Genomic DNA, 24375 nt, shown 5'->3' with positions numbered 1-24375 from the left:
TGTTTAATCACTTACTTGAAGAATAGGTCTCCTTAGTACTTGCAATTTCCTCCTTCGATCCTGTTCCACCTTCAACAACTCCATCGCTCTTTGCGATACTTATAATGGTTCCAAAGAAGCACTTTATATCCATCCAAAAACTTATCCTCTCAGCGTACTCTCCATCCAATTCTGCCTTTACCTCAATAGGCAGTTCATCTCTACCATTAATCTGTGCCCATCCGGTCAGTCCTGGTGGTACATCATTAGCACTATATTTATCTCTTTCTTCTATAAGATCATACTGATTCCACAGAGCCGGTCTTGGACCAATAACACTCATCTGACCAACAAATATATTCCAGATTTGAGGCAGTTCATCTAATGAAGTTTTTCTCATAAACTTTCCAACCTTAGTGATGTACTGCCCTGGATTTTCCAAGAGATGTGTTGGGGTGTCCTTTGGAGTATCTATCCTCATCGTACGAAATTTCATCATATTAAAATGAGTCTTTTTAAGTCCAATACGTTTTTGTCTGAACAACACCGGTCCTCTTGAATCCAGTTTAATAGCTATAATAAGTATTAAATATATTGGAGATAAAACTAATAAACCCATTAATGAAAGAACAATATCTATTAGTCTTTTTACTTTCAAGTACATAATCAATTACACTCCCCAAAATAAATTTATTAGCAAATCAGTGTTACTCTTTCGTAATACCAACTTTTACTTTCTCTATCAAATACTTATACAACTCATCTTTAATTTCATCATTATCCAAAGCCATATCAATCGTAGTCTTTACAAACCCCAACTTTTCACCAACATCATACCGCTTGCCTTCAAAATCATAAGCATATACGCTTTGCAATTCATTCAATTTTTGAATTGCATCAGTAAGTTGTATTTCTCCACCTGCTCCAATTTCCTGCTTATCCAAGAACGTAAATATTTCGGGTGTGAATATGTAGCGTCCCATTATTGCTAGGTTTGACGGGGCGGTACCTTGTTTTGGTTTTTCTACAAAGTTATTCACTTTGTATCGTCTACCTTCAATTGTATTCGGATCAACTATACCGTAACGATGTGTTTCACTATCTAAAACCTGCTGTACGCCTACAACTGAGCTTTGTGTTTCTTCATACTGGTTAATTAACTGCTTTAAACAAGGTGTTTCTGCTTTCACAATGTCATCACCAAGTAATACTGCGAATGGCTCGTTTCCGATAAATTTTCTTGCACACCAAACAGCATGACCTAATCCTTTAGGTTCTTTCTGTCTGATGTAGTGTATATCTACGTTAGAAGGATGGTTTATTTTCTCTAAGAGATCATATTTTTCCTTCTTAATTAAATTATCTTCCAATTCAAAATTGTGATCAAAATGATCCTCAATAGCCCGTTTTCCTTTACCTGTCACAATGATAATATCTTCAATTCCTGATTCAATCGCTTCTTCTACGATGTATTGAATGGTAGGTTTATCTACAATTGGCAACATCTCTTTAGGCATTGCTTTTGTTGCTGGTAAGAATCTAGTACCTAATCCCGCAGCTGGGATAATTGCTTTCTTAACTGTTTTCAAAGTAGTTTCCTCCTTGCAATTGTTGAAGGGTTATTTAGCTGCCCTTCACTGCCATAATCGTTTTCTCCATATATACAATCTTCATTAATTCTTCTTTTAGATCTGAAGTTGTAAATGTATCAAATCGGTCAATTATATACTGCAGTATATCCCGGTCAACCTCAACAGTTCTCCCAACGTATATCTTATCATATACTTCTCCAGGTAGAACCTCATCCTTGCCTAGTAATTCTTCATACAACTTCTCTCCTGGTCGAATTCCAGAAAATTTAATCGGAATTTCTTCCTCTGTATAACCAGATAGATTAATAAGATTCTTCGCTAAGTCAACTATTTTTACCGGCTCACCCATATCCAGGACAAATATTTCTCCACCTTTTGCTAGAGTTCCAGCTTGAATTACGAGTCTGGACGCTTCCGGAATAGTCATGAAGTATCTAGTCATGGCTGGATCGGTAATGGTTATTGGGCCACCATTTTCGATTTGCTTCTTAAATAACGGAATAACACTACCACGGCTACCAAGTACATTACCGAATCGAACCGCAACAAATTTAGTACTACTTCGTTTTGCCATGTCCTGTACAACCATTTCAGCCACACGTTTAGTAGCTCCCATGACGTTCGTTGGGTTTACAGCTTTGTCCGTGGAGACCATGACAAATGTTCTTACTCCAAATGCATCCGCTGCTTCAGCAACATTTCTCGTTCCAATCACATTGTTCTTAACCGCTTCGTGTGGATTATATTCCATTAAAGGTACATGTTTATGCGCAGCTGCATGATATATAATAGTAGGTTTATGTTTCTCCACTACCTCAAATATACGCATCCGATCTTGTACATCAGCTATCACAGGTACTATTTCCACTTCTGTCATTCCGTATTTCTCACGCAGCTCCATATCAATCGTATAAATACTAAATTCACCGTGTCCTAACAATACAATTTTAGATGGTGTAAAACGCATCAATTGCCGGCATAATTCCGATCCAATTGAACCTCCAGCACCCGTAACAAGCACTGTATTCCCAGTAACATACTCGGATATCTTATCAATATCAAGCTCAACCGGTTCACGTCCAAGTAAATCTTCTACTTCGACGTTTTTTAGCTGGCTGACGGAAACTTTTCCGGTCATCAAATCCTCTATTTTAGGAATCATCTGCGTTTTTGCTTTTGTCTTATTGCATTCCTGTATCAGTTTATTTAAAGCGCCGTTTTGCAGTGAGGGGATTGCAATAACGATGTGTTCTATACTATGGTTTTTTACAACCATTTCAATATCTTTCGCCTGACCTAACACTGGTAAATTGTATAATTGCATTTTTTGTTTATTATGGTCGTCGTCAATAAAGCCTACAGGCAATAACTCCGAGTTGTTTTGATTCTTCAATTGTCTGGCGATCATGGCACCAGCTGAACCTGCTCCGATAATCAATGTACGCTTTTTATTTTCAGCATTGTTTATGTATTGATCACGGTAGACTCGCCACACGAAACGAGAGCCGCCTATTAAAATAATATGCAGCATCCAGGTGACTACTAACGATCGTTTATAAATAGCGAAGTCGTTGGCAATATATTGTACAATTCCAGCTGCTATGATAGATAGCGTAACAGCTTTGACAATTGCCATTAACTCGCCAACACTGGCGTATGACCAGACTTTGTTATATAGATTGTATACGACTGCAAATAAGTGATGGAATATTAGTAGCGCGATTGAACTGATTATGAGTGCAGGTAAATTAGAGATTGGTATATACGGGTATACAATCCAGGAGGCAACAAAAATAGCCGTGCTTACGATGATTGAATCCATGATGATTAATAATGTCAGTCTATTGCGGTACGTCACTATGCCTGCTCCTTTCATGATTTTATCCGTATAAAACACTAGTAAATGACAATTTTCCATCCATCAAATAATCATTTACTAGTATTTTATTCCATTAGTTTCTATTATAGTTCATTTTTGCATACTTTGTTGGAAAATGTAAGACTATTTACGTATTTTTTACAAGATTCGTCAATTAATTTACGTTGAAACAGTATTAAATCGTTCAATTACTTGCGATCTGTTCTTGTTTCCAACCTTGCGATAGATGAAACTGACGTACACTTTCACTGTGCCTGGCTTAAGATTCAGCCTTTCAGCTATCTCTATGTTTTTTAACCCGCTTCTCATTAAATATGCGATATCTGCTTCACGTCGCGTCAAATGAATGCCGTTCTCTTTCAGTTTCACAGCGAATTCTTGTGAAGCATCTGTCCGCAGCTGAGCAACTCCGTCAGCAACTTTAAGTGCTAGGTGTGTTGGAATAATCGACTCGCCTTTAGCGGTATTTCGGAGCGACGGAATAACGTTTCGCTTATTCTCTTTCGACAGTATGCTGTCTGCCCCTGCTCCAATTATTCCGATGTATGTACGGTCAACACGTTGTGAAGTGAATGCTACAACTTTTGGATCGTTTAATTCTTTCTGCGCTTTTCTGATTCGATTTGCTGCTTCATTAAGTGAGTATTCGTCTAGATCGATAAGCAGGATATCCGCTGTAGATGTCACATCATTCACGCGCATGTCCTTCTGCGTATTAATCAGCATGGATATCGCTTCTAAATAATCTGAATTACTTTCGCAAACTAATTTTATCATGCTTCTAAACTCCCGCCTGTTTATTCACGTCATCTACACACACATAATTAAACGACATATGTTTCACAGTGTGCATGAATAAGTTTACTAAACTGGAAGTCATTTTTTTAGTGACTTTTTACTGAAAATGTCACAATTTGAATGGAATTACATTTTTTGTCAGTCATCAGTCGTTTTTTCTGCAAGTTTTTTAAAGAATTCAATTGCATTCGTTCGACTTCTGATCTTTATTTTACTGTAAATCTCACTTACATAGTTTTTAACTGTCCCTTCACCCAAGTAAAGGCGTTGTGCGATTATTTTATTTGATTTACCTTCCATCATAAGATAAGAGATATCTAGTTCTCGCTCGGATAAATACAGAGAAAGATTATCCAGCTTTCGTCCCAGAATTTGTTTTTTGTTGTATTTAAATTCCTGAATTCGGCTCGCCAGGATTCTTGCCGCTTCTCCGGAGATAACCATTTCACCATGGTACACATCCCTTAATGCATTTACTAACTTGGTGGCGTTTAAATTCTTATATAGGAACCCGTCTGCACCTGCATTCAATCCTGTAACAATTAGTTCTTCTTCCATTGTTGCAGTAAGCAGTATCACTTTTATCTTAGGATAGCTTTCTTTTAGTTGAAACGTTGCTTTAACACCATCAATTTCCGGTATATGAATACTCATCAATACAATATCCGGTTGTTTCGAGTCAATTATTTCTTCTGCTTCTTTTATATTTTCGGCCATTCCTATTACATGCAAGTCATCCTCTTGATTGATTAGGGCTTTGATTCCTTCACTAAATAAGCGCTGATCTTCCACTAACAGAACATTAATCATAGCTTGACCCCTTTCAATAATAGTTCTAAATACCCAATCACGAACCACGACGTCTCAATCCTAATGTAAAAGGTATACAATTTTACGTATACCTTTTACATTACTGAATATTTGATTTAGAAAATCCCTAGAAACTTTTTCTTCTTAATCATCGATGGCTCCGCCCGATTCACCGTTTTCCCATCAATTAGCAGCTGCGCATTTTCCATAAACATATAGCGCGCTTCCATACCATGCTTATCCGTTAATTCCTTATACGCTTCCTGCAATACAAATCCACGGTTCGTTGTATTGTGTGCATCGGTCGCAATAAAGTGCGTCAGATTCGCTTCGATCAGCTCGTGCGAGAACTTTTGCAGATTCTTTCCAAACTTACCGCATAAACTTGCTGCAGTTATTTGTGATAGCGAACCTTTCCGAACAAAATCGTATAGTTTGGAAGGGTTCTCCACTAGTTCACTGTTTCGCTCAGGGTGAACGATAATTGGCTTGTACCCCGAAACCTGGATATCAAACAACATCTGTCTTGCATACCGCGGTACAGAGCTTGACGGAAATTCCACAAATACGAATTTCGTATTATTCATCGGCAGAATAACCTTCGTCTCCAGCTCTTCCATCATATCTCCATTCATACGCACTTCCTGTCCAGGAAGTACAGTTAAGGGTATCTGATTTTCCTGCAATAATTCATTCAACACTTTTACGTGTGTCTCAATATCAGTTTTCTTATTTTCATACTTACCATTCATATGATGCGGAGTAGCCACAATTGTGTGTATCCCCTGTTCCACAGCAGCTTTCGCCATTGCGATACTGTCTGTTTCGGTTTGGGCACCATCATCTATTCCAGGTAAGATGTGACAATGTATATCAATGATGTCAATCACTTCCTATGTCTTTTTAAAATTTCGCAATTGTAAAACTATTAATCTATGAATTATATCAGTAATCCTACTAAAAGTAAAAAATCTCCCTATTTTGTTCGTGAAAAAAGGACCTAATCAGATCACTAGATCCTTAAGTTTATTTATTTAAAAAGTCCTCTTTTTACCTTTATTCGATATGGTTGATCTTTTGGTATGGTTAGGTTCTCGATCACGTACTGACTATTTTCCATGAACTGATAATAGATGGCAGCGCCGAAGTCCTTTTTAATAATATCGTAAGCATCTTGAAGAAGAAAGGATTTCTTTTGACTACTCTTCGATTCAGAAGCAATAAAGTGCGTCAGATTCGAATCAACCAGCTGCCTGACAAACTTCTGAACTTTTTTCCCTGACTTACCTGTTAAACTCGCAGCTGCAATCTGAGTCAATGCACCATTCTTGACGAGCCGGTAGAGTTTATCAGGATTATCCATCAGTTCCTGATTATGTTCTGGATGCGTGATTATCGGCGTGTATCCTGCGATTTGCATATCAAACTGCAGTTGTGTGAGATAATTCGGCACATCAGTAGCTGGTAGATCAATGAGAACATACTTACTCGTTTTATTCAACGGCAGAACTTCACCAAACGTAATACCATCAATAATTTCACCATAAACCCGTGTTTCTTGTCCAGGTAAAACCTTTAGAGATATTCCTTCTTGAAAAAGTTTTCCGTTTAAATACTCTACTGCACCGACGATATGATCTGCTGCTGTTTCTTCGTCACCATACACATGGTGTGGTGTCGCAATTATATGTGTGATTCCTTGCTGCTCTGCTAATGTTGCCATACGTAAACTCTCTGCCAACGACTTTGACCCTTGACTCATTCCAGGCAGGATCTGGCAATTAATATCTATCATTTAGCTCTCCCCCAATTACTAAGTTTTCTCTATTTATATATGCGAATTTTCTCTTAATTATAACTTCCGCACATAAATAGAGGTATTCACTAGGTAATTTAATCTATTGATTTAGTATACCAGTAAAAGTTTAGGGATTAAGTCATGTAAAAGTCATTTTAGACAAATAAAAGTAATTACTTTACGCAAAAGTATAAACATTTTAGATAACTTTGTCGAATGGGAATGTCGAAATAGAAAAAAGCTTTCTGCTAAGTATTAGCAGAAAGCTTTTTTATTCTGTTCCGTAATAATAATAATAGCCGGAAGCTTTTTTCTCACGATCGTTTAAGATAGTCCCGAGAAGTTTTGCTTTTGACGGTTTAAGGATTTCAACCGCCTTCTTAGCAGCTTCCACTTCTGTTTTCTTGCTTCGAACAACTAAAAGTGAACCGTCGCAAACATTTGCCATTATCTGTGCATCAGTCACTGCCAGTACCGGTGGTGTATCAAATAAGATTATATCGTATAATTTACTCGCCTGCTCAATCATTTTTTCCATTTTCCTGGATGCCAGCAGTTCTGACGGGTTCGGTGGTATTGGTCCACATGATATCAAATCAAGATTGTCTATATCACTTGCGGTAATCACATCTTCAAGCGCCTGATCACCTACTAATATATTACTTAAACCTTTTAGATTATCCATTCGAAATGTATAGTGGATTGTTGGCTTGCGTAAGTCTGTATCAATCAGCAGTACTTTTTTGCCGGTTTGCGCATACACAACTGCTAGATTAGCAGTTGTCATCGATTTCCCTTCACTCGGTCCGGATGATGTAACTAGAATCGTTTTCAGGTCCGAATCGACTGATGAAAATTGAAGGTTTGTTCGAATCGTACGATACTGTTCTGAAATCGGTGAACGCGGATTTAAGTCTGCTATTAGGTGCCTGATTTTACTGTTGTTAGACTGTTTTTTTCTGCGAGCCACTGAATTCACCCCGTTTCACTCTGTTGGATTTTTTCATACGATTATCGCGTACATCTTCGTCGTCAATATGTGTAATTACTCCAAGTACCGGAAGACCTAAAGCTTTCTCGATATCGTCTTCTGTACGAATGGTGTTATCCAGATATTCGAGTAAGAATGCAAGACCGACTCCGACCATTGCACCAAGCACAACCGCTATCGCAATGTTGAGTAACGGTTTCGGACTAACCTGAGCCGGATTATTTGAAAGCTCCGCCTCTGCCAGGACACTTACATTATCTACACTCATAATATCAGGAATTTCTTCCTGGAAGATGTCTACCGTCGTATTTGCTATTTTAACCGCTTGCGCAGGATCGGTGTCTGTAGCAGTTACGGTCACGACCTGTGAGGATTCTTCACTTGCCACTTGAATTTTCGATTTCAATTGATCAGCTGAATAAGGCAAATCTAGTTCTTCTACAACATCTGATAGAATTGCAGGACTCTTGAGTATTATATTGTAGGTATTGATCAGCTGAACGTTGGTTTGAATGTCATTCACACTATATTGAATCGCCGGATCCTGTTGCTCCTTGTTAACAATAAATTGTGAAGTAGCCTGATATGTAGGTGTAAGGACAAAATAGCTCACAACCGCCGCGATTAGTGCTGCTCCTACTATTAATGAAATAATCATCAGCAGCCGCTTTTTCATAACCTCAACTATTTCCTTGAGGGATATCGTTTCTTCCATTCTTAAAGACCTCCAATTAAAATAACTATTAAATGATGACTTGTAGTTTAAATTAAATCACTTTTACTATATCGACAATACAATCGAAATTATAACACATTTATTTGAATCGGTTTAAGTTTTTTTAAAAATAGGCAGATAATTTGTCGATTAGTGAGGAAAATGGAGGAGATTACAGTTATATTACAATAAAACAACTATTATACTATATTTTGTAATAATTACCACAATTATACTGTATTCGTGCTATAATAATAAAAAATTGTAAGATTACTTTTTTGTGAGAGGGGAATATTAATTGGCTAATAAGAAAATTGTTATGTCAGTAACAGCAGGTGCATTTTTAGCTTCGGCTTTTGGAGTAACTCAGGCGGAGGCGGCATCGTATAAAGTACAAAGCGGTGACTCATTATGGGGTATTGCACACGAGTATAACACCAGTGTTTCACAATTAAAGTCTATTAATAGTCTTTCCAGTGACGTGATCTATCCGAATCAAATAATAGAAACAGATAATGCTAGTTCAAGTAACGAACAAGTTGCTTCTAAACCAACTACTTCTACTACATCCACTACATATACAGTAAAACGCGGGGACACGTTAAGTGGAATCGCAGCAAAATACGACGTTTCTTTATCTAATTTGATGGACTGGAACAACTTAGATAACTATTTAATTTATCCAGGTGATAAATTTGTCGTTTCTAAGAGTGGTACGGTCGAGAGCAAACCAGCTCCAAAGCCTGATACTCCTCCAGCTGTTGAAGAGGAAACTACAGCAACTTCCTATTATACCGTTCGCTCAGGCGACACGTTGAGTGGAATTGCACATAGTGAAAATGTAACAGTTGCCGCATTAAAGAAATGGAATAACCTATCTTCCAGCCTGATTCTGGTTGGCCAGCGTCTTGCTATTGGGGAGAAATCTTCTGATGGAACAGTTGAGACTCCAAGCGCGGATGTCGACTACAATGTAGACAAGCTAGTGAACGTGGCTAAGAGTATGCAAGGCGTACCATATTCATGGGGCGGAACTACACCAGCAGGATTTGATTGCAGTGGATTCATCTACTATGCGTACAAGCAAGCTGGAATGGACATTACTCGCACATCAAGTGCAGGTTACTTTAACCGTTCCTACTATGTGAACAAGCCACAGGTTGGCGATCTAGTATTCTTTGAGAATACATATAAAGCAGGTATTTCACACATGGGAATCTACCTTGGAAATGGCAAGTTCATCCACGCAGGATCTGACGGCGTTGAGATTGATGATGTTAATGATATCTACTATTGGGGCAAGCACTTCGATAGTTATAAGCGTTTATACTAGAATGTTAATATTGTCTGGAAGAGAGGGTTTTCTGCTGACGCAGAAAACCCTCTCTTTTGATTTGTGGGGGCATCGTAATTGCGTGGTGATGATTGGTAGTGCGGTGTTGCGGCTCGGGCGGGATGTGCGGTGTCGCGGGCCGCGCGTGGTGCTACTCGGGCCGCGTGTGGTGTAACTCGGGCCGCGTGAAGTTTCGCTCGGGCGTGATGTGCGGTGTCGCGGGCCGCGTGTGGTGAGACTCGGGACGGACGACAGTTGCGGCCCGAGTAGCAGTTTCCTTGGCCCGATCTAGCTGAGTTGTGGCCCGTGCTGGCTGAATTGCTGCCCGAGTTTACGGCTTTGGCGCCCCAGTCGGGCACATAAAGTTTATTTATTCTAGCCGAAAGCCTCAGTTGCATTTATGCAGTACCCAGCAATTTAAAAAGCACGTCGCTTAGTTAATTAACTAAGCGACGTGCTTTTTTTATTTAATGGTTTCTATAAATTGTGTTCGAGTTGTTTCTGCAATTGCTGCTGGACCACCGAGGAAGTACGGGTCCGGTTTGATTGCAATATTGCTCTCTAACCAGTCATGTGTTTCACTTGGGATTCTTTCTGTTCTGGTTAGAATGATTGGTGCTCTTAGTTTTGAAGCAAGTGGGGAAGCCGATAGCGCATCCGCTATTTTCAGACCTTGTGAAATAAATAGCTCGTCTATTAGACTAGTATCATAGTATTCCTCCACAATCGCTGTACTTGTGCTATACCGTGTATTACCTGAAACGCGTGAAACATTTCCTGCGCCAAGTAAATTGTTTAGTTCTGACTCCACCTCTGATGATATAGCATTTTTACCACCAATAATGGTAACTTCATTAATCCCATACTGGTTTATATAATTTTGGATGTTGAGATCCAAGTTATCCGTTCTGGAAAGCAATACTGGTATTCCTTGTTCCCCTGCGTACGGCGCAATCGCTAGTGCGTCTGAAGATGATTCATCTCCGGTTGTAATAAAAAGTTTATCTTGTTGTTCATACTTACGCACTTCTGCCGCTACTTGATATGCTGTTTCATATCGATTATCTCCTGCGATTCTTACCACATTGTTACTACCGAACTTCGCATTCAACGTATCTTCAACCTCCGATGAGATAGCTGCTTCAGATCCACCAAGTATATATACGTTTTCCGGATTTAATCGATCAAGTTCTTTTTCAACTGATTCCGTTAGCTTATCTTTCTCTGTTAATAGCAAAGGCGAGTCGAGAGCTGACGCCAGAATACTACCAGTTAACGCATCAATTGGAACATCGCCTCGTCCGATGATAACGGAGCTTGGTTGATCCCAATGCCATCCATAGTTTGCTATACTCATACTTGTTTCATAACGGTTAATTCCTTCCAATTCATACACATCTAAGTATTCACTAGCAGGACTTAGATAACTTGAAGCTACCCACCCGCTCTTACCGGAACTTGCCGTGACAGGGTACCACACATAATGATTGGTTCTTGCATTATCTGCTACAAATGAACCCGTAACACTGACTTTTGTACCTTTATTCAGTGAACCTATCCTGTTTCCACTCGGACCATCACGCAGCGTTAGTCCATTAGTTGTTACATAACTTGTATCACCTTCTGCAAGTGATTGGCTGCTCGGATGGATTGGTCCATTCATTTGCACATTTTGATTGTCGAATAACATAAGACCGCTATCCGTCTGATAAGGATTTAACTTATACGTTGGGAATGGTGTAATATCAAGCAGGCTATAATCTTCTATTCGTTGAAATACATCCTCTTGGTAAGCTGTATACGCCTTTTCTAACGGGTTATTCCTTGGTAATAAGCCATTATAAGCCAAAATTGCAAAATACCAATTTTCAATTACAAGTGAATCATTATCATTAACAGTAGGGATAATATTCCCACCAAAGTTCCACTTATCTTTGAGTATCTTCAACCCTTCTTCGATATTAAATTCAATATCTGTTTTCAATCTATTAATATATGCTTCTTTCTCAGGTCCTTCTGGTAAACTTCTATAATCTGAAACTTGCATGATACCAATTCCAATACAATCGGAGCCTATCACAACATTGGATCCGTCGTATATTTCACAATCTTTGACACGTTCAGGAACTATTTCCCAATATTGCCTCCAGCCACTTTCCTGGAACGCTATTGCCTTTACAATTTCAGGCGGAATGTTCGCGTCAAACGCTTTTTCAGTCAGCACTTTACTGATCTGCGTGTAGGAAGGATTTGGCTGATTTACCGAAAGAGTGCGATTTGTCTTCTTCTCACTTCTCATTAATTCATCTGACTTAATCGATTTATCTTCTTTTATAACTTTATCTCCTGTAATAGAGAAAGTTTGTTTCACAATGTTAGATGGATCGACTTTAACATCTCCATCGTTATATTCTGGGTACTCCAGAGTGATTTGATTTTCGCTTAGATCGATACGTGATCTCTCGTAAATATCAGATATGTATATGCTCTCTGCACCCGTTTCTTTAAGTTTGAGCACTTCAAAATATAATGCGTTGGATGAACCCTTGTAGCGATATTTAATAATCGCATACTGCTGATCATCAACCATAACTTTTTCAATTCCGTCCACGTTTATTGCAGTAAGATCCTTAGAAAAAACTTCTTTTCCATTTTCAAATATCGAAACACTGGAATTTAATTTTCCATTATCGACAGAAACTGTTTTCGAATCTGTCAGCGCAGATGTATTTTCACCGTTCGTAAAATCTAAATCGGAAGTTTCCTCTGCAGTAGTTAAAACAGGACTTGCCATTAATAATAGAAATGCTCCTAACAAAAGCGGTATTAATTTGATTAAACTATCTTTGCTTCGTTTCACTATTATGCCCCCTATTTAATATTAATCTCCATCTAGTATAACTTAAATTTCTACTGATTCCGCCAAAATGTGCTAATATTTTGTGAAGAAAAAAAGAACCCCATTATGATAATGGAATTCTTTTTCATATTGAACATATTAACGCAGATGATCTAACCCTGTATTCGCTGATACCGCAGCTGGTCCTCCCAAGTTACTCGCTCGTGCCGCGCGTGGTGCTACCCAGGCCGCGGTTCTGCTAGTTCGGGACACAGGCGCTGCTACTCAGGCCGCAGTTCTGCTGGCTCGGGACACAGGCGCTGCTACTCGGGCCGCAGTTCTACTAGCTCGGGACACAGGCGCTGCTACCCAGGCCGCAGTTCTACTAGCTCGGGACACAGGCGTTGCTACTCAGGCCGCGGTTCTACTAGCTCGGGACACATGTGCTACTACTCAGGCCACGATACTGCTGGCTCGGGACACATGCGCTGCTACTCGGGCCGCGGTTCTGCTGGATCTGGACACATGTACTGCTACTCGGGCCGCAGTTCTGCTAGCTCGGGACACAGGCGCTGCTACTCGGGCCGCGGTTCTGCTGGTTCGGGACACATGTACTGCTACTCAGGCCGCAATTCTACTGGCACGGGACACATGTACTGCTACTCGCCGCAATTCTACTGGCACGGGACTCAGGGGCTGCTACTCGGGCCGCAGTTCTACTAGCTCGGGACACATGTACTGCTACTCAGGCCGCAGTTCTGCTAGCTCGGGACACATGTACTGCTACCCAGGCCGCGGTTCTGCTAGTTCGGGACACATGTACTGCTACTCAGGCCGCAGTTCTGCTAGCTCGGGACACAGGCGCTGCTACTCGGGCCGCGGTTCTGCTGAAATGTACTGCTACTCGGGCCGCGGTTCTGCTATCGCAGAAGGTCTAACCCTGTATTTACCGATACCGCAGCCGGACCTCCCAGGATGATAAAATCATTTACTTGATTAGCATTAATCAGCTCACTTGTTGGTGCTGGTATATCGTCCTGTTTAACTAACACAATTGGGCGATTCCATTTTGCTGCTAATACTGAACCAGTAAGTGCGTCTGCGAAATTAAAGCCAGTTGTGATAAACATTTTGTCTTTCGGAAGTCCCAGTTCGTTAATAATCGATGCCGTCGTTTCAAATCGATTGTTACCCGAAACGCGATCTGGCATAGGTAACTCATCAAAAACTGCATCGCCGATTGCCATTTCGCCACCAACTACGATTGTTTCGCTAACGCCATGGAGGGCTTGCTTTGTTGCTTCTGGAATTCTCTCAGTCTGTGAGAGTAATATTGGAATACCATTTCTAGCTGCATAAGAAGCTACCGTTAACGCATCCGGAAAATTATTGCCATTTGCAATTACTGCTTTATTTATCGTTTGCGGTGACTGCTTTTTTATCAGGTCTGCAATTTTACCAGCTGTATCGTAACGGTTTTCTCCATTAATTCGCTGTATTTGTACTCCAAGATCTTTTAATTCCGTTTCGATACTTTTCGCAATAGCGCTTTCCCCACCTAATAATATTACTTTTTGCGCACCTAGACTTATAATCTCATTTCTCGTTACTTCCGTTAACTTGTCTTTGTTTGTCAGCAAAATAGGTGCATCCATTTGATAGGCTAAAGGCGCTCCGGCAAGCGCATCAGGGAAGTTTAAACTTGTCGCTAGAATTACTGTATCTGACGTTCCCCAGCCTTGTTTGGATATTTCAATAGCCGTTTCATATCGATTTAATCCATAAATGCGTTCCGGTGCTTGGGGAGTTATGGTTAAATCAAGATGATAAGACTGATCAGACCATTGATCATCGTATTCAGTTACTACTAAATAATATGTTCCAGGACTAGCACTAAAATTATAAGACTCTGCGTCACCTCTATAGCCTGCATCTATTACATCGACCTGCGTATAAGTGCCATCTAGGTTGTCTTTTAACAAAAGTCCAATTACGTCCATATGATCTTCTAGATTAGCGATATCAATCCTTGTCTCTGATTGGTTTTTCACTTGAAATTTATACGTATCCAAATCAAGAGGAAGCTGTAATGGTTCTTTTATTGTTTCCCCATGCTTTAATACGGTTGCTTCATTTAAATATTGCGGATTATCATTCTTGCGTGCAGGTATCTTCGTCGTTATTGCCTTATAAGCATTTGCAATTCCATACCCCAAATCTTCATTCCATCTGAACCCATTGTAATTCTTTGCTGATTTCTCTAAAGCGTACTCAATCTCGTCAGGTGTCCAGCTGTTATTACGTCCATGGAGTAGAGATGCGATACCTGAAATAATTGGCGCAGAGAAAGATGTTCCATTTCCCGTTCCATACCGCCCATAGTTATCCATACTCATTATATTGGAACCTGGAGCAGCTACATCAACGGAATATCCATAGTTTGAGAACCAGCTTCTTTGGTTCGATTCATTTGTCGCAGAAACACTTATTACTCCAGGGTATGTCGCTGGGTACGATGGGTAATATTCATCATCTGATGATTCATTCCCGGCAGCTGCTACTAGAACTATACCCGCTTCATGAGCTTCCCATATTAAATTCTCCATCATTTCACTATAATAATATCCGCCGAAACTCATATTAATTATATCCGCACCTTGATCCATTGCATATTGTATTCCATCGTATTCAGAATACGTGGAGACATTCCCCGCATAGTCCGCTACCTTAACTGGCAGAATACTAGTCTCAGGTGAGATCCCAGCAATTCCTTCATCATTATGCGATGCAGCTAATATAGTCGACACAAATGTTCCATGACCATTGAGATCATTAGGTGAATAATCATTATCTACAAAATCAGCACCTTGGAATACGTTCTTTATATCGGTCGAATTACGAATTCCAGAATCCAATACAGCAACCACGGTATTTGGTGAACCTTTTGTAATTGACCATGCATCTGGTAATTGGAGGGTAGGTAAGTACCACTGAGATTGACTGTATTCATCATGTAGTGCTGTGATTTTTTTTATATAATTAGGCTCAGCAATCTCGACCTTAGGATCATTTTTTAATTTAGTTAATACTTCCGAATAATTCTCCGTAGGTTTCACGCTAACCAGATATACATTTCGTTCCGGTATTTCTTGATTAACAATCACATGGTAACTTTTGAAATCCTGTGTTTCATTTTGTTTTAGCTTCACCATGTTTTATCTGTATTCGTCTCAGCAAATAGTTGAATACTGCTTACTGAAAAGAATGCGACAAAAATGATTAATGATACTGCATAACGCATATTTGGTTGACCCCCGTCTAATAAAAAAAACAGTACTAGGACTATGGATAATCCTAGTACTGATAGTAAAATTCTATTTCTTATTCACTAAGCAATTTGTTAAGCTCAGCTTTGATATCATCGCTAATTACCGTTAATCCACCAACTACCGTTAATAGATCAAGATCAGCATCAGTAACAAACTCATTTACACTAGCTGGTACATTTTTGCCTACTAATAGGATGCCAGTACCTTGCTTAGCAGCTAATGCCGCACTTGATAATGCGTCAGCAAACTCAAGCCCAGTCGCTACATAATAATGATTCGATTCTGCATCAAAGTGTTTTGCTACTTCTACAGCAGTATCGTATCTGTTATCTCCAGCAACTCGGAAAGCATTTGGAACATTGTTTTCTACTTCTTTCGTAACTGCTGATTCGCCACCAACGATTAGTGATTTAGTTACACCTAAATCGTAAAGAGCTTTTTTCGTAGCAGCAGGTACACCTCTATCATTTACTAATAATATAGGCAGTCCTTTCATTGCAGAATACGATGCTACGGATAATGCATCTGGGAAGTCAAGTCCATCAACAATGACAACTTCTTCAGATGATTTATCACCTAGTAATTCATCTGCAATATTTGCTGCAGTTTCATATCTGTTATCTCCAGCAATTCTTTCAACTTGGATGCCTAACTCAGCTAACTCAGCTTCTACATCAGCGTTAATAGCTGCTTCTCCGCCTAGTAAATAAACGGTTTTAGTACCAAGGCGTTCAAGTTCAGCTTTTGTTGCATCTACTAATTTGTCAGTCTTCGTTAGTAGAAGTGGAGCATCATGCTGCTTAGACAATGGAACTCCAGCTAATGCATCTGCATAGTTGTCTCCACGTGCCAGTACTGCAACTTCTGATGTTTCCCATCCTTCTTGACTAACTTGTACGGCAGTTTCGTAACGATTATCTCCTGCTAAACGATCAACACGAGTCTCACCTTCATTAAGGTAGACCGTAAACTGTTCTTCTGTAACATTTCCTGCTACATCTTCAAGCGCCAACGTGAATTCATTATTTCCTGGCTCTAATGAAAGCGTGTGCTCCACAGTCTCATTTGACGGGTTGATAATGTCAGCCGGGCTCTTGAATGGTAATTCATAGACGTGATCATCATTAATTTTCAGTGACAGATAGTTAAAGTTGTCTGATAGATTAAAGTCAACTGTGATACTGTCAACGTCATGATCAACAACTTTTGGAACATCGTACTCCATTACCGCGTTCGTTGTATCAACGAAGATCGGACGTTTAATATCAAACTCTTTTCCAGCACTGTCAACTGCTTTAAAGTGAATGTCTTTTGCGCCATCCTCTTCAAACGTAACAACTGATTCAAAGTTATATCTGTTACCATCTTTTGTAACTGCTACTTCTTCCCCATTAATTGTAAATGATTCTAAAGCAACGTCTTCTTGAATATAACCTTTTACAGGTACATCAAGTGAATTATACGCTCCGTATGCTTCAGGCGCAGTTTCATTTACATAAATGATAGGTAATTCACTATCACCAAATGATACTACGTCGCTCGATTGGTTCGCAGCATTATCAAATCCTACTACTTCAAGCTTGCTACCTTCTGGAACTCCTGGTAAATTCACTTCAGTAGTGGTATCGCCTGCTGTAACATAACCTAGCAGCTGATCATCTAGATAGACAGCAAATTCAAGTACACCAACGCCACTATCTGTTGCATCAATACTTAGCACATCTGCGTCAGCATCATATGACGCATCTACTTCAGGAGCAGTTGTATCCACAAATAATGGATATTTATCGGATTGCCAATCTGCACCCTCGTAATCTATTAAAGATTTAATCTCATAATAGTATACGCCATCTTCTACTACATTTGATAGATTTTTTCCGTCCCATTGTCTGTCTGGATTGTAACTGTAATAAGAACCGTCTCCAGCATCAAAATATGTTTTAAGAACATCATGCTGGATCAATACACTTCGTAACTGTTTGTTACTGTCATCTAATATGTTGAATTGCATTTCTTCTGCGTTTCGCATAAATGCTGGCAGCGGATAAACCGTATCATAAAATCCATCACCGTTTGGTGAAACTGGATAATACTTCTTACCGTCTACTTCAACTGGGGTAACAAAGTAACCTTCATCTCCATATAACATATCATGTCCTACACCAGGACCAAATAAGTCATCGAAGTTGTAAAATCTTTCTTCGCCTAAATCCTGAATTCCATCAAGTACTCTAGGCTCATCCCAGTCACCATAGAATCCAACGTATGGTACAGAAAGACTAGCAACTGTAGCATCTTCAGGAATTAATTTAACATATCCTTCAACAAAGATATTTTCTCTTAGGTCAAATGTAGTTGGATTACCATCTGCATCAAGACCTGGAATTTTAGCATTTGTTAAGCCCACTGTTACCGTGAAATCAACTGACTCTCCTGCCGGTACAGTAATCGTCTCAGGCGAATCGATATTTACGTCTTTCATATCACCTGCGATTAACGCGTTATATTCTAGATCAGCAGCAGTTTTTTGTAATGTATCTGCTAATACACTCGTATCTACCTTGTACGTAACGTCTTCTGTTGAAATATTGTCAGCAGTAAACGTCATATCAAATGTTTTCGATTGAAAATCTTTTAATTCTACTTTCGCTTCATTGGAAGAAGATTCTACAACCGTTACAGGCGTGCGAACTGCATTCAGCAATTGCATCATACCTGAACCTTGACGACGTGGTGAGAACGGCTGATCATTTAGATCCTGAATAATATCAGCTGTATTCATTAACAACACTTTCGCCAAGCGTGTACGTTCTTCATTTGATAAATCTTTAAATCTATCATCTCTTTGTAAGTATTGTTGAACAAGTGCCGAACCACCAGCAACATGTGGTGCTGCCATTGACGTTCCACTCATTACACCATACTTATCATCATTTAGCGTTGAATAAATATTTCCACCAGGAGCAGTGATTTCCGGCTTAATTTCTAAGCTTGGCGTCGTACCCCAAGATGTAAATTCAGTCATTCTTCCCATTTCAGGTGATTCTTTTGAATTGATTTTTGAAATATTCAATTCCATCGGACCTGAAGCTAACACATCTTCAAGTGCTGCACCTTTGTCCGCTTTTAACATCGTAAACGGAATTGCCCATCCACCTTGATCTTCATAGAATTGTGATAAACCATGATCGTAAACAATAATGCCAATAGCTCCTGCATCTGCAGCATTATTTGTCTTATCGATAAATGCTAGATCTCCACGTTTCACTAAAACAACCTTACCTTCAACGTCAACACTAGCAAACTCTTCAGCAGTACCACATGCTTTACATGATTCACCTTCAACTTCTTCCACACCTTTTAATTGAGATAAGCTTACTACCTCAAGGTCTTGAGAAGCAGCTAAATCTGTCCAATCATCAATACCATAACCAGTTCCTTCAAAATCTCCAACTGAGATTTGGTGTTGATATAAATAAGCAGTATTTCCGGAAGCAGCAACAGAGATAGAATCAGGATTCAATCCTGGAGCTCCTACTACGCCAATATCAGGGTTTTTGTAAAATGGATTGTCCCATCCATAACCTATATGACCAGAGTTACCTGCAGAAACAGAAGCAACGATTCCATTCTCTACCGCTCTAGTAATCGCTAGATCTTCTGGGCTATTAGCATCATAGAATGATGCAGTAGACCCAAGACTCATATTAAGTACATCTGATCCTAAAGCAATTGCATCATCAATTGCAGCTAAATATACATCTGACCATGTAGAAGGGAAATTAGGGTCATTACTAAATACCTTCATACCTAGTACTTGTGCTTCAGGAGCAACCCCCTTGATTCCGCCATTATCTGTATCGCCATTTGCAGCTACTGTACCAGCAACGTGCATACCGTGCATGGAAGCCGCCGGTCCAAGATCAAGAATTGTATTATTTTGGTCATAATAATTATAGCCAAAAGGTACTTTCTCTGTGTAATATTTCCCTTTTAGTTCACTTTCATCTACGACCGTACCAACCTCTTCTTTCGTCAGTTCTTCTTCTGTGCCTTCACTTAATACAAAATCTCTATGGGAAGGGTCAACGCCAGTATCAATTACCGCTACTACCATTCCTTCACCTTTCAAGTTTTCATCCGCCCACGTGCTGCGAGATTGGATATAATCATGACTAGTATCCATATTAGGCTCGATTACAGGACGATTATATTCATTTGCTAAGTATACATTTTTCACATTTGCTACAGCTTCAATTTTTTCAATTTCTCCGAATTTAACTTCCCCGCTAAATCCATTAAATGAAACTGTATAGTCGTAATTATAATTTATGTCAACACCGTTTGATGAAATTGCATTTTTTGCAGCCTTTTGCTGTTTTTCAACTTTACTAGTTAGCGAGTCTTTAGTTGCCTTATCAAGTTGTTTGTACATAACACCTTTATCATTTGCGTATTGCAAAGGTGTTTCTCCATCTAATTCAACAATTACTCGTACTTTATCGCTATCTTTAAAGTTAGCATCCAAAGCAGGGTCTTCAATCTTCTTAAGCTTGTCCAGCTGGCTTGTTTTACTTAATTTACTTACATCAACCGAGCTCGCATTTGAGTTTGTATTTGCAAAAGCAAATGTCCCGTTTGACAGAATTAAGAAAGCAATCAAGACAACCGAAAAAATCCTCCGAAACTTGTACATGAATATTTTCCCCCTATCTTATTTATAAACCTTTATAGAGTCCCCTCCCCTTTTACCATATTATGACACAATAGCACCTATAGTTTAAAATATTTGAAAAAGAAAGTCAATTAAATTTGTAAATTTTCTCACAAATAAATAGAATGATGATAATTTTGGGGAATTGGGATAACGATTTTAATCGATTAACTTGTTACAAAGCTTTATATACAGGTGTTTTATTAATAGTAGAAATTTGTCGTTTTGCTGTATAATGCGGGACTGGGTTTAAGATTTAGTCGGCAGTTTCGCGGACTCGGGAGACTGCTTCCATCGCTCGGGCGACAGTTTCGCGCACTCGGGAGACTGCTTCTATCGCTCGGGCGACACATTCGCGGACTCGGGAGACTGCTTCCATCGCTCGGGCGACAGTTTCGCGCTTTCGGGAGACTGCTTCCATCGCTCGGGCGACACATTCGTGGACTCGTGAGACTGCTTCTATCGATCGGGCGACACATTCGTGGACTCGGGAGACTGCTTCTATCGCTCGGGCGACACATTCGCGGACTCGGGAGACTGCTTCCATCGCTCGGGCGACACATTCGCGGACTCGGGAGACTGCTTCCATCGCTCGGGCGACAGTTTCGCGGACTCGGGAGACTGCTTCCATCGCTCGGGCGACAGTTTCGCGCTTTCGGGAGACTGCGCAAACAAATCCGGCGGAGTGGTTGTCGCACGAGATTTGGAAGCTCTCTCCCGAATAGAAAGAAATGTGGCCTGAATTCAGGAAGCTCTCTCCCGGCCGAAGGTTAGTGTCGCCCTTAATTAATATGATCTCTCCCGACTATCCACTAACGTGGACTGTTAATTAGATTTTTTATAAATGCCACCTTCTACGATCCTTATCGTATTTCAGTTTTTGTTCTTTTAATAGTTTAGTAGCAACATTTTTGGAGTTAAATCCCAAAAAGCGCATACATTCCGAATTTGTAATCCATGGTTTTATTAATAACAGATAGTCCGTTAATGCTGATTGGTGGGCAATAGCTGACGTTATAGAGCATTTCTCACAGATCCACTTATTATGTATCCGCTTCATGCCCAACCTTCCGCAAGTGGGGCACTGTACACCGCATAAAATATCTTTGCATTCAATTTTATATTTGTGCTTGTAATCGAAGTTAAACGTTCCGCATTCATTCAAAATCACCGCACCAATTTTTTGGTGAAGGTATCCATGTGGATTACCTTTTTCTTTAAGAATATATTGGGCAAGATATTCGCCGTGCATCACTTCGTTTGGAAATTCACTATTTTCGGGGAGGATTTTTAAAATGGTGCTCGGATCACTGAGTGCGACAAGTGAATAAATTGGAACGTCACTAATTTCGTGGTCCGTGAGCCATTCCGTTAGGAGAATTGAATTTGTGGTTGCCTGAATGATGGGATTGCGGAAACCGGTTAATTTCCCGTTAAGTTCGCGTGTGAATTGATTTAAGTTGAAGTCAAACGTTACTTCACCTGCATAATTCTTTATTTCCACTACGAAAATGCAATATGGTCCTATGATCAGCGTATCAATCTGGAAGGACGCGCCGTTATGCTGGATGTATACATCGTGGAGAATCGTGAAGTTGTTTTTCAGAAGTGAGTTGGTGAAGCGATCTACTTTCTTTTCGCCTTCATAGCCCTTTTGGCAAAATGCCAGGTCTTCTTCAATACGTCTGTCGCACCTCGGGAGTCTGCGCGTGAGCGCCTCCAATACGTGGATTTCAATCGGGGTTGTTCGCCATTTTATGATCATAACTTTCTCCTCTCTTTATTTAGATAGTATTATATAATAAAGAGAGGAAAAAGTATCCAGCCCAACTTATAAACTATTAAAAAACGTATCTAGTTCCGCATTAAATTTATCCGTCTCCTCCAGGAACAACAGATGGCTGCTATTCTCAAAAGCTACTAATTTCGACCCTGGTATGCGCGTTTGTATATACTCCCCCGCTTCGATCGGGAAAAATCCAACTGTTCCAAAACAAATCAACGTCGGCACATCTACATTTGCGACTGTTTCCCGATAATCCACTGCCGTCTGATTGAATACAATCGTACTTTCAATAGTGGCAGGGAGACTGTTCATTTCATTCAGTATCCATTCGTGTTCGCTGGGATCGGGCTTTTCCTTGAACATACCGTAGATGAATTCACTATTGAAACCATGCTGGTCTTCCTGGATTGCCTGCATAACTCCCTTAATCGCATCGAAGTTAAATGCGCCATACTCCCAGCCGGGCCAAATGTAGTCCGACGGAGACTGATCAACAATCGTCAGCGCCTTAATGTTTTCCGTTCCAAATTGATTTACGTAGTCCCACAATACAAATGCACCCATCGACCAGCCGACCAAAATAACATCCTCTAAATCGAGTTTTTCCAAAAACAGCTTCAAATCCCGCGCATACTGAGCAACCGTATGTCCGTGTTCGACCTTTGCAGACTGCCCATGCCCCCGCAGATCCAATATAATGCAGCGATAGTTCTCTTTAAAATATGGCACTTGTTTATGAAAGAATTTGCTGCTCATCATGACGCCATGCACGAAAACAACCGGCTGCCCCGCGCCTTGATCCTCATAATAAAGCGTCGTTTCAGAATCTAAATGTACAAAAGACATTTTTCAATTCCTCCTATTCGTTTTCTAAAACCATTCTATGTGCGAAAATAGGAATTAATACAATCCATACTTTAATGGTATACTTATAGTTAAGTCAAAAAGATAGTAAACGGAGGAATTATGCTAACATTTGAAGAAAAACTAACCATTATCAACGCGTTTCCTGAACTCGAACAAAAGCAAATATCCATGGGACGCATTAATTTTCACTATGAAGAAAGTGCGATAGACAAGAAAATAGTAGTTCAGCACCTGCACCCAAATGGGAACGGGTTTGTATATGCGAAATACATTCCGGGTTATCCGACCGACAACAAAGGAATGGTCAATATTCGCGACTTCTCAGAGGTTGAGCTAAAAGATATCGTTCAACAAGCCATCAATTCGCTTTCACCTGAAGCAAACGCGGAAGTAATTCCGGACGATGAAACATGGATCAATGCAAACAACCAGTCATTGCTGATGGTGTACGAAGATGGGCTATGGAACGTATACGCCGGACAAAATCTAGACGGATCTTTTCATACCTATAAGCAGGCAGCACAATTTTTGGATGAAGAAGGATTTGTGAAGGAATAGAACACTATTAGGTAATAAAGACCAACGTCAACTTGGGAATCAGTGACGTTGGTCTTTGTCCCTATTTACTAGAAAAACGCGTTATACGGACTCGTATCCTTCAGGTTTGCCAAAATCAACTTCTTGATGGCGATTTTCATCCGTTATACGTGCTAATAATTTTTCAAGATTAAGTTCTTTTTTCAGAGGCGTTAACCTTAATGAAATACCTTTGTCCTCTATCATTAATTCAACTTCGGAGCCATCTACAATACCAGACTCTTCTGCAATACTTTGAGGAATACGAACAAATAAATTACTACCGCATTTTTGAACTTTAGTAAGCACATTAAACACCCTCTTATTCTCATTTGAAATCATTATAATGTGGATACTTACTTTATTCAA

The 24375-nt window shown here is 39.8% G+C and carries 17 protein-coding genes; 2 read left to right on the top strand and 15 right to left on the bottom strand.

The window, feature by feature from the left end; all coding sequences use genetic code 11:
• Positions 1 to 7 precede the first annotated feature (7 nt).
• From VBD025_RS06420 to VBD025_RS06380, 9 genes are all read right to left on the bottom strand, one after another.
• Positions 8 to 643 carry a sugar transferase gene (locus VBD025_RS06420; RefSeq protein ID WP_430790421.1) on the bottom strand — a complete coding sequence of 212 codons (636 nt, stop codon included), beginning with the start codon at positions 641 to 643 and terminating at the stop codon, positions 8 to 10.
• 43 nt (positions 644 to 686) lie between these two features.
• Positions 687 to 1568, bottom strand: coding sequence for a UTP--glucose-1-phosphate uridylyltransferase GalU (gene galU, locus VBD025_RS06415; RefSeq protein ID WP_430790419.1), 882 nt, complete (start codon positions 1566 to 1568; stop codon positions 687 to 689).
• Positions 1569 to 1602: 34 nt separating this feature from the next.
• Positions 1603 to 3429: a polysaccharide biosynthesis protein gene (locus VBD025_RS06410; protein WP_430790417.1), complete on the bottom strand. Its 1827-nt coding sequence runs from the start codon at positions 3427 to 3429 to the stop codon at positions 1603 to 1605.
• A gap of 180 nt (positions 3430 to 3609) precedes the next feature.
• Positions 3610 to 4227 (bottom strand): response regulator transcription factor, encoded by a 618-nt coding sequence (locus VBD025_RS06405; RefSeq protein WP_430790415.1) that lies wholly within the window; start codon positions 4225 to 4227, stop codon positions 3610 to 3612.
• A gap of 159 nt (positions 4228 to 4386) precedes the next feature.
• Positions 4387 to 5058, bottom strand: a complete 672-nt coding sequence (locus VBD025_RS06400; RefSeq protein WP_430790413.1) for a response regulator — start codon at positions 5056 to 5058, stop codon at positions 4387 to 4389.
• A 116-nt stretch (positions 5059 to 5174) separates the two neighbouring features.
• Positions 5175 to 5939 (bottom strand): tyrosine-protein phosphatase, encoded by a 765-nt coding sequence (locus VBD025_RS06395; RefSeq protein ID WP_430791292.1) that lies wholly within the window; start codon positions 5937 to 5939, stop codon positions 5175 to 5177.
• Between the two features lie 149 nt (positions 5940 to 6088).
• Positions 6089 to 6853, bottom strand: coding sequence for a tyrosine-protein phosphatase (locus tag VBD025_RS06390; protein ID WP_430790411.1), 765 nt, complete (start codon positions 6851 to 6853; stop codon positions 6089 to 6091).
• A gap of 274 nt (positions 6854 to 7127) precedes the next feature.
• Positions 7128 to 7826 (bottom strand): CpsD/CapB family tyrosine-protein kinase, encoded by a 699-nt coding sequence (locus VBD025_RS06385; RefSeq protein WP_430790409.1) that lies wholly within the window; start codon positions 7824 to 7826, stop codon positions 7128 to 7130.
• Positions 7801 to 8562: a YveK family protein gene (locus VBD025_RS06380; RefSeq protein WP_430790407.1), complete on the bottom strand. Its 762-nt coding sequence runs from the start codon at positions 8560 to 8562 to the stop codon at positions 7801 to 7803. Before VBD025_RS06380 ends, VBD025_RS06385 begins: the two co-directional genes overlap by 26 nt.
• A 298-nt stretch (positions 8563 to 8860) precedes the next feature.
• Here VBD025_RS06380 and VBD025_RS06375 point away from each other — a divergent pair, with 298 nt between their 5' ends.
• The gene (locus VBD025_RS06375; RefSeq protein WP_430790405.1) at positions 8861 to 9895 is read left to right on the top strand and encodes a LysM peptidoglycan-binding domain-containing protein; all 1035 of its coding nucleotides are present in this window, start codon (positions 8861 to 8863) and stop codon (positions 9893 to 9895) included.
• Between the two features lie 463 nt (positions 9896 to 10358).
• Here VBD025_RS06375 and VBD025_RS06370 read toward each other — a convergent pair whose 3' ends face one another.
• From VBD025_RS06370 to VBD025_RS06350, 5 genes are all read right to left on the bottom strand, one after another.
• Positions 10359 to 12755, bottom strand: a complete 2397-nt coding sequence (locus VBD025_RS06370; RefSeq protein ID WP_430790403.1) for a cell wall-binding repeat-containing protein — start codon at positions 12753 to 12755, stop codon at positions 10359 to 10361.
• A gap of 899 nt (positions 12756 to 13654) precedes the next feature.
• Entirely contained in the window at positions 13655 to 15946 is a 2292-nt protein-coding gene (locus VBD025_RS06365; protein ID WP_430790401.1) for a cell wall-binding repeat-containing protein, read from the bottom strand.
• Positions 15947 to 16115: 169 nt separating this feature from the next.
• Positions 16116 to 20759 (bottom strand): cell wall-binding repeat-containing protein, encoded by a 4644-nt coding sequence (locus tag VBD025_RS06360; RefSeq protein ID WP_430790399.1) that lies wholly within the window; start codon positions 20757 to 20759, stop codon positions 16116 to 16118.
• Between the two features lie 856 nt (positions 20760 to 21615).
• Positions 21616 to 22542, bottom strand: a complete 927-nt coding sequence (locus VBD025_RS06355; protein ID WP_430790397.1) for a nuclease-related domain-containing protein — start codon at positions 22540 to 22542, stop codon at positions 21616 to 21618.
• Between the two features lie 66 nt (positions 22543 to 22608).
• Positions 22609 to 23409: an alpha/beta fold hydrolase gene (locus VBD025_RS06350; RefSeq protein WP_430790395.1), complete on the bottom strand. Its 801-nt coding sequence runs from the start codon at positions 23407 to 23409 to the stop codon at positions 22609 to 22611.
• Positions 23410 to 23529: 120 nt separating this feature from the next.
• On the opposite strand from VBD025_RS06350, the gene VBD025_RS06345 reads away from it, so the two are divergent.
• A complete protein-coding gene (locus VBD025_RS06345; RefSeq protein ID WP_430790393.1) occupies positions 23530 to 23988 on the top strand; it encodes a hypothetical protein in 459 nt (152 codons plus the stop codon).
• A gap of 81 nt (positions 23989 to 24069) precedes the next feature.
• Here VBD025_RS06345 and VBD025_RS06340 read toward each other — a convergent pair whose 3' ends face one another.
• Positions 24070 to 24375, bottom strand: a complete 306-nt coding sequence (locus VBD025_RS06340) for an AbrB/MazE/SpoVT family DNA-binding domain-containing protein (protein WP_430790391.1) — start codon at positions 24373 to 24375, stop codon at positions 24070 to 24072.

The organism is Virgibacillus flavescens (assembly GCF_050574275.1).
Lineage (GTDB): Bacteria > Bacillota > Bacilli > Bacillales > Amphibacillaceae > Virgibacillus_F > Virgibacillus_F flavescens.
Note: the sequence above shows the minus strand (reverse complement) of the source record. Positions and strands in the feature narration are given on the sequence as shown.

Coding starts and splice junctions, on each gene's coding strand:
- VBD025_RS06420 (WP_430790421.1), bottom strand. CDS start 643: ATGTACTTGAAAGTAAAAAGACTAATAGATATTGTTCTTTCATTAATG.
- VBD025_RS06390 (WP_430790411.1), bottom strand. CDS start 6,853: ATGATAGATATTAATTGCCAGATCCTGCCTGGAATGAGTCAAGGGTCA.
- VBD025_RS06360 (WP_430790399.1), bottom strand. CDS start 20,759: ATGTACAAGTTTCGGAGGATTTTTTCGGTTGTCTTGATTGCTTTCTTA.
- VBD025_RS06345 (WP_430790393.1), top strand. CDS start 23,530: ATGCTAACATTTGAAGAAAAACTAACCATTATCAACGCGTTTCCTGAA.
- VBD025_RS06405 (WP_430790415.1), bottom strand. CDS start 4,227: ATGATAAAATTAGTTTGCGAAAGTAATTCAGATTATTTAGAAGCGATA.
- VBD025_RS06365 (WP_430790401.1), bottom strand. CDS start 15,946: ATGGTGAAGCTAAAACAAAATGAAACACAGGATTTCAAAAGTTACCAT.
- VBD025_RS06350 (WP_430790395.1), bottom strand. CDS start 23,409: ATGTCTTTTGTACATTTAGATTCTGAAACGACGCTTTATTATGAGGAT.
- VBD025_RS06355 (WP_430790397.1), bottom strand. CDS start 22,542: ATGATCATAAAATGGCGAACAACCCCGATTGAAATCCACGTATTGGAG.
- VBD025_RS06400 (WP_430790413.1), bottom strand. CDS start 5,058: ATGATTAATGTTCTGTTAGTGGAAGATCAGCGCTTATTTAGTGAAGGA.
- VBD025_RS06380 (WP_430790407.1), bottom strand. CDS start 8,562: ATGGAAGAAACGATATCCCTCAAGGAAATAGTTGAGGTTATGAAAAAG.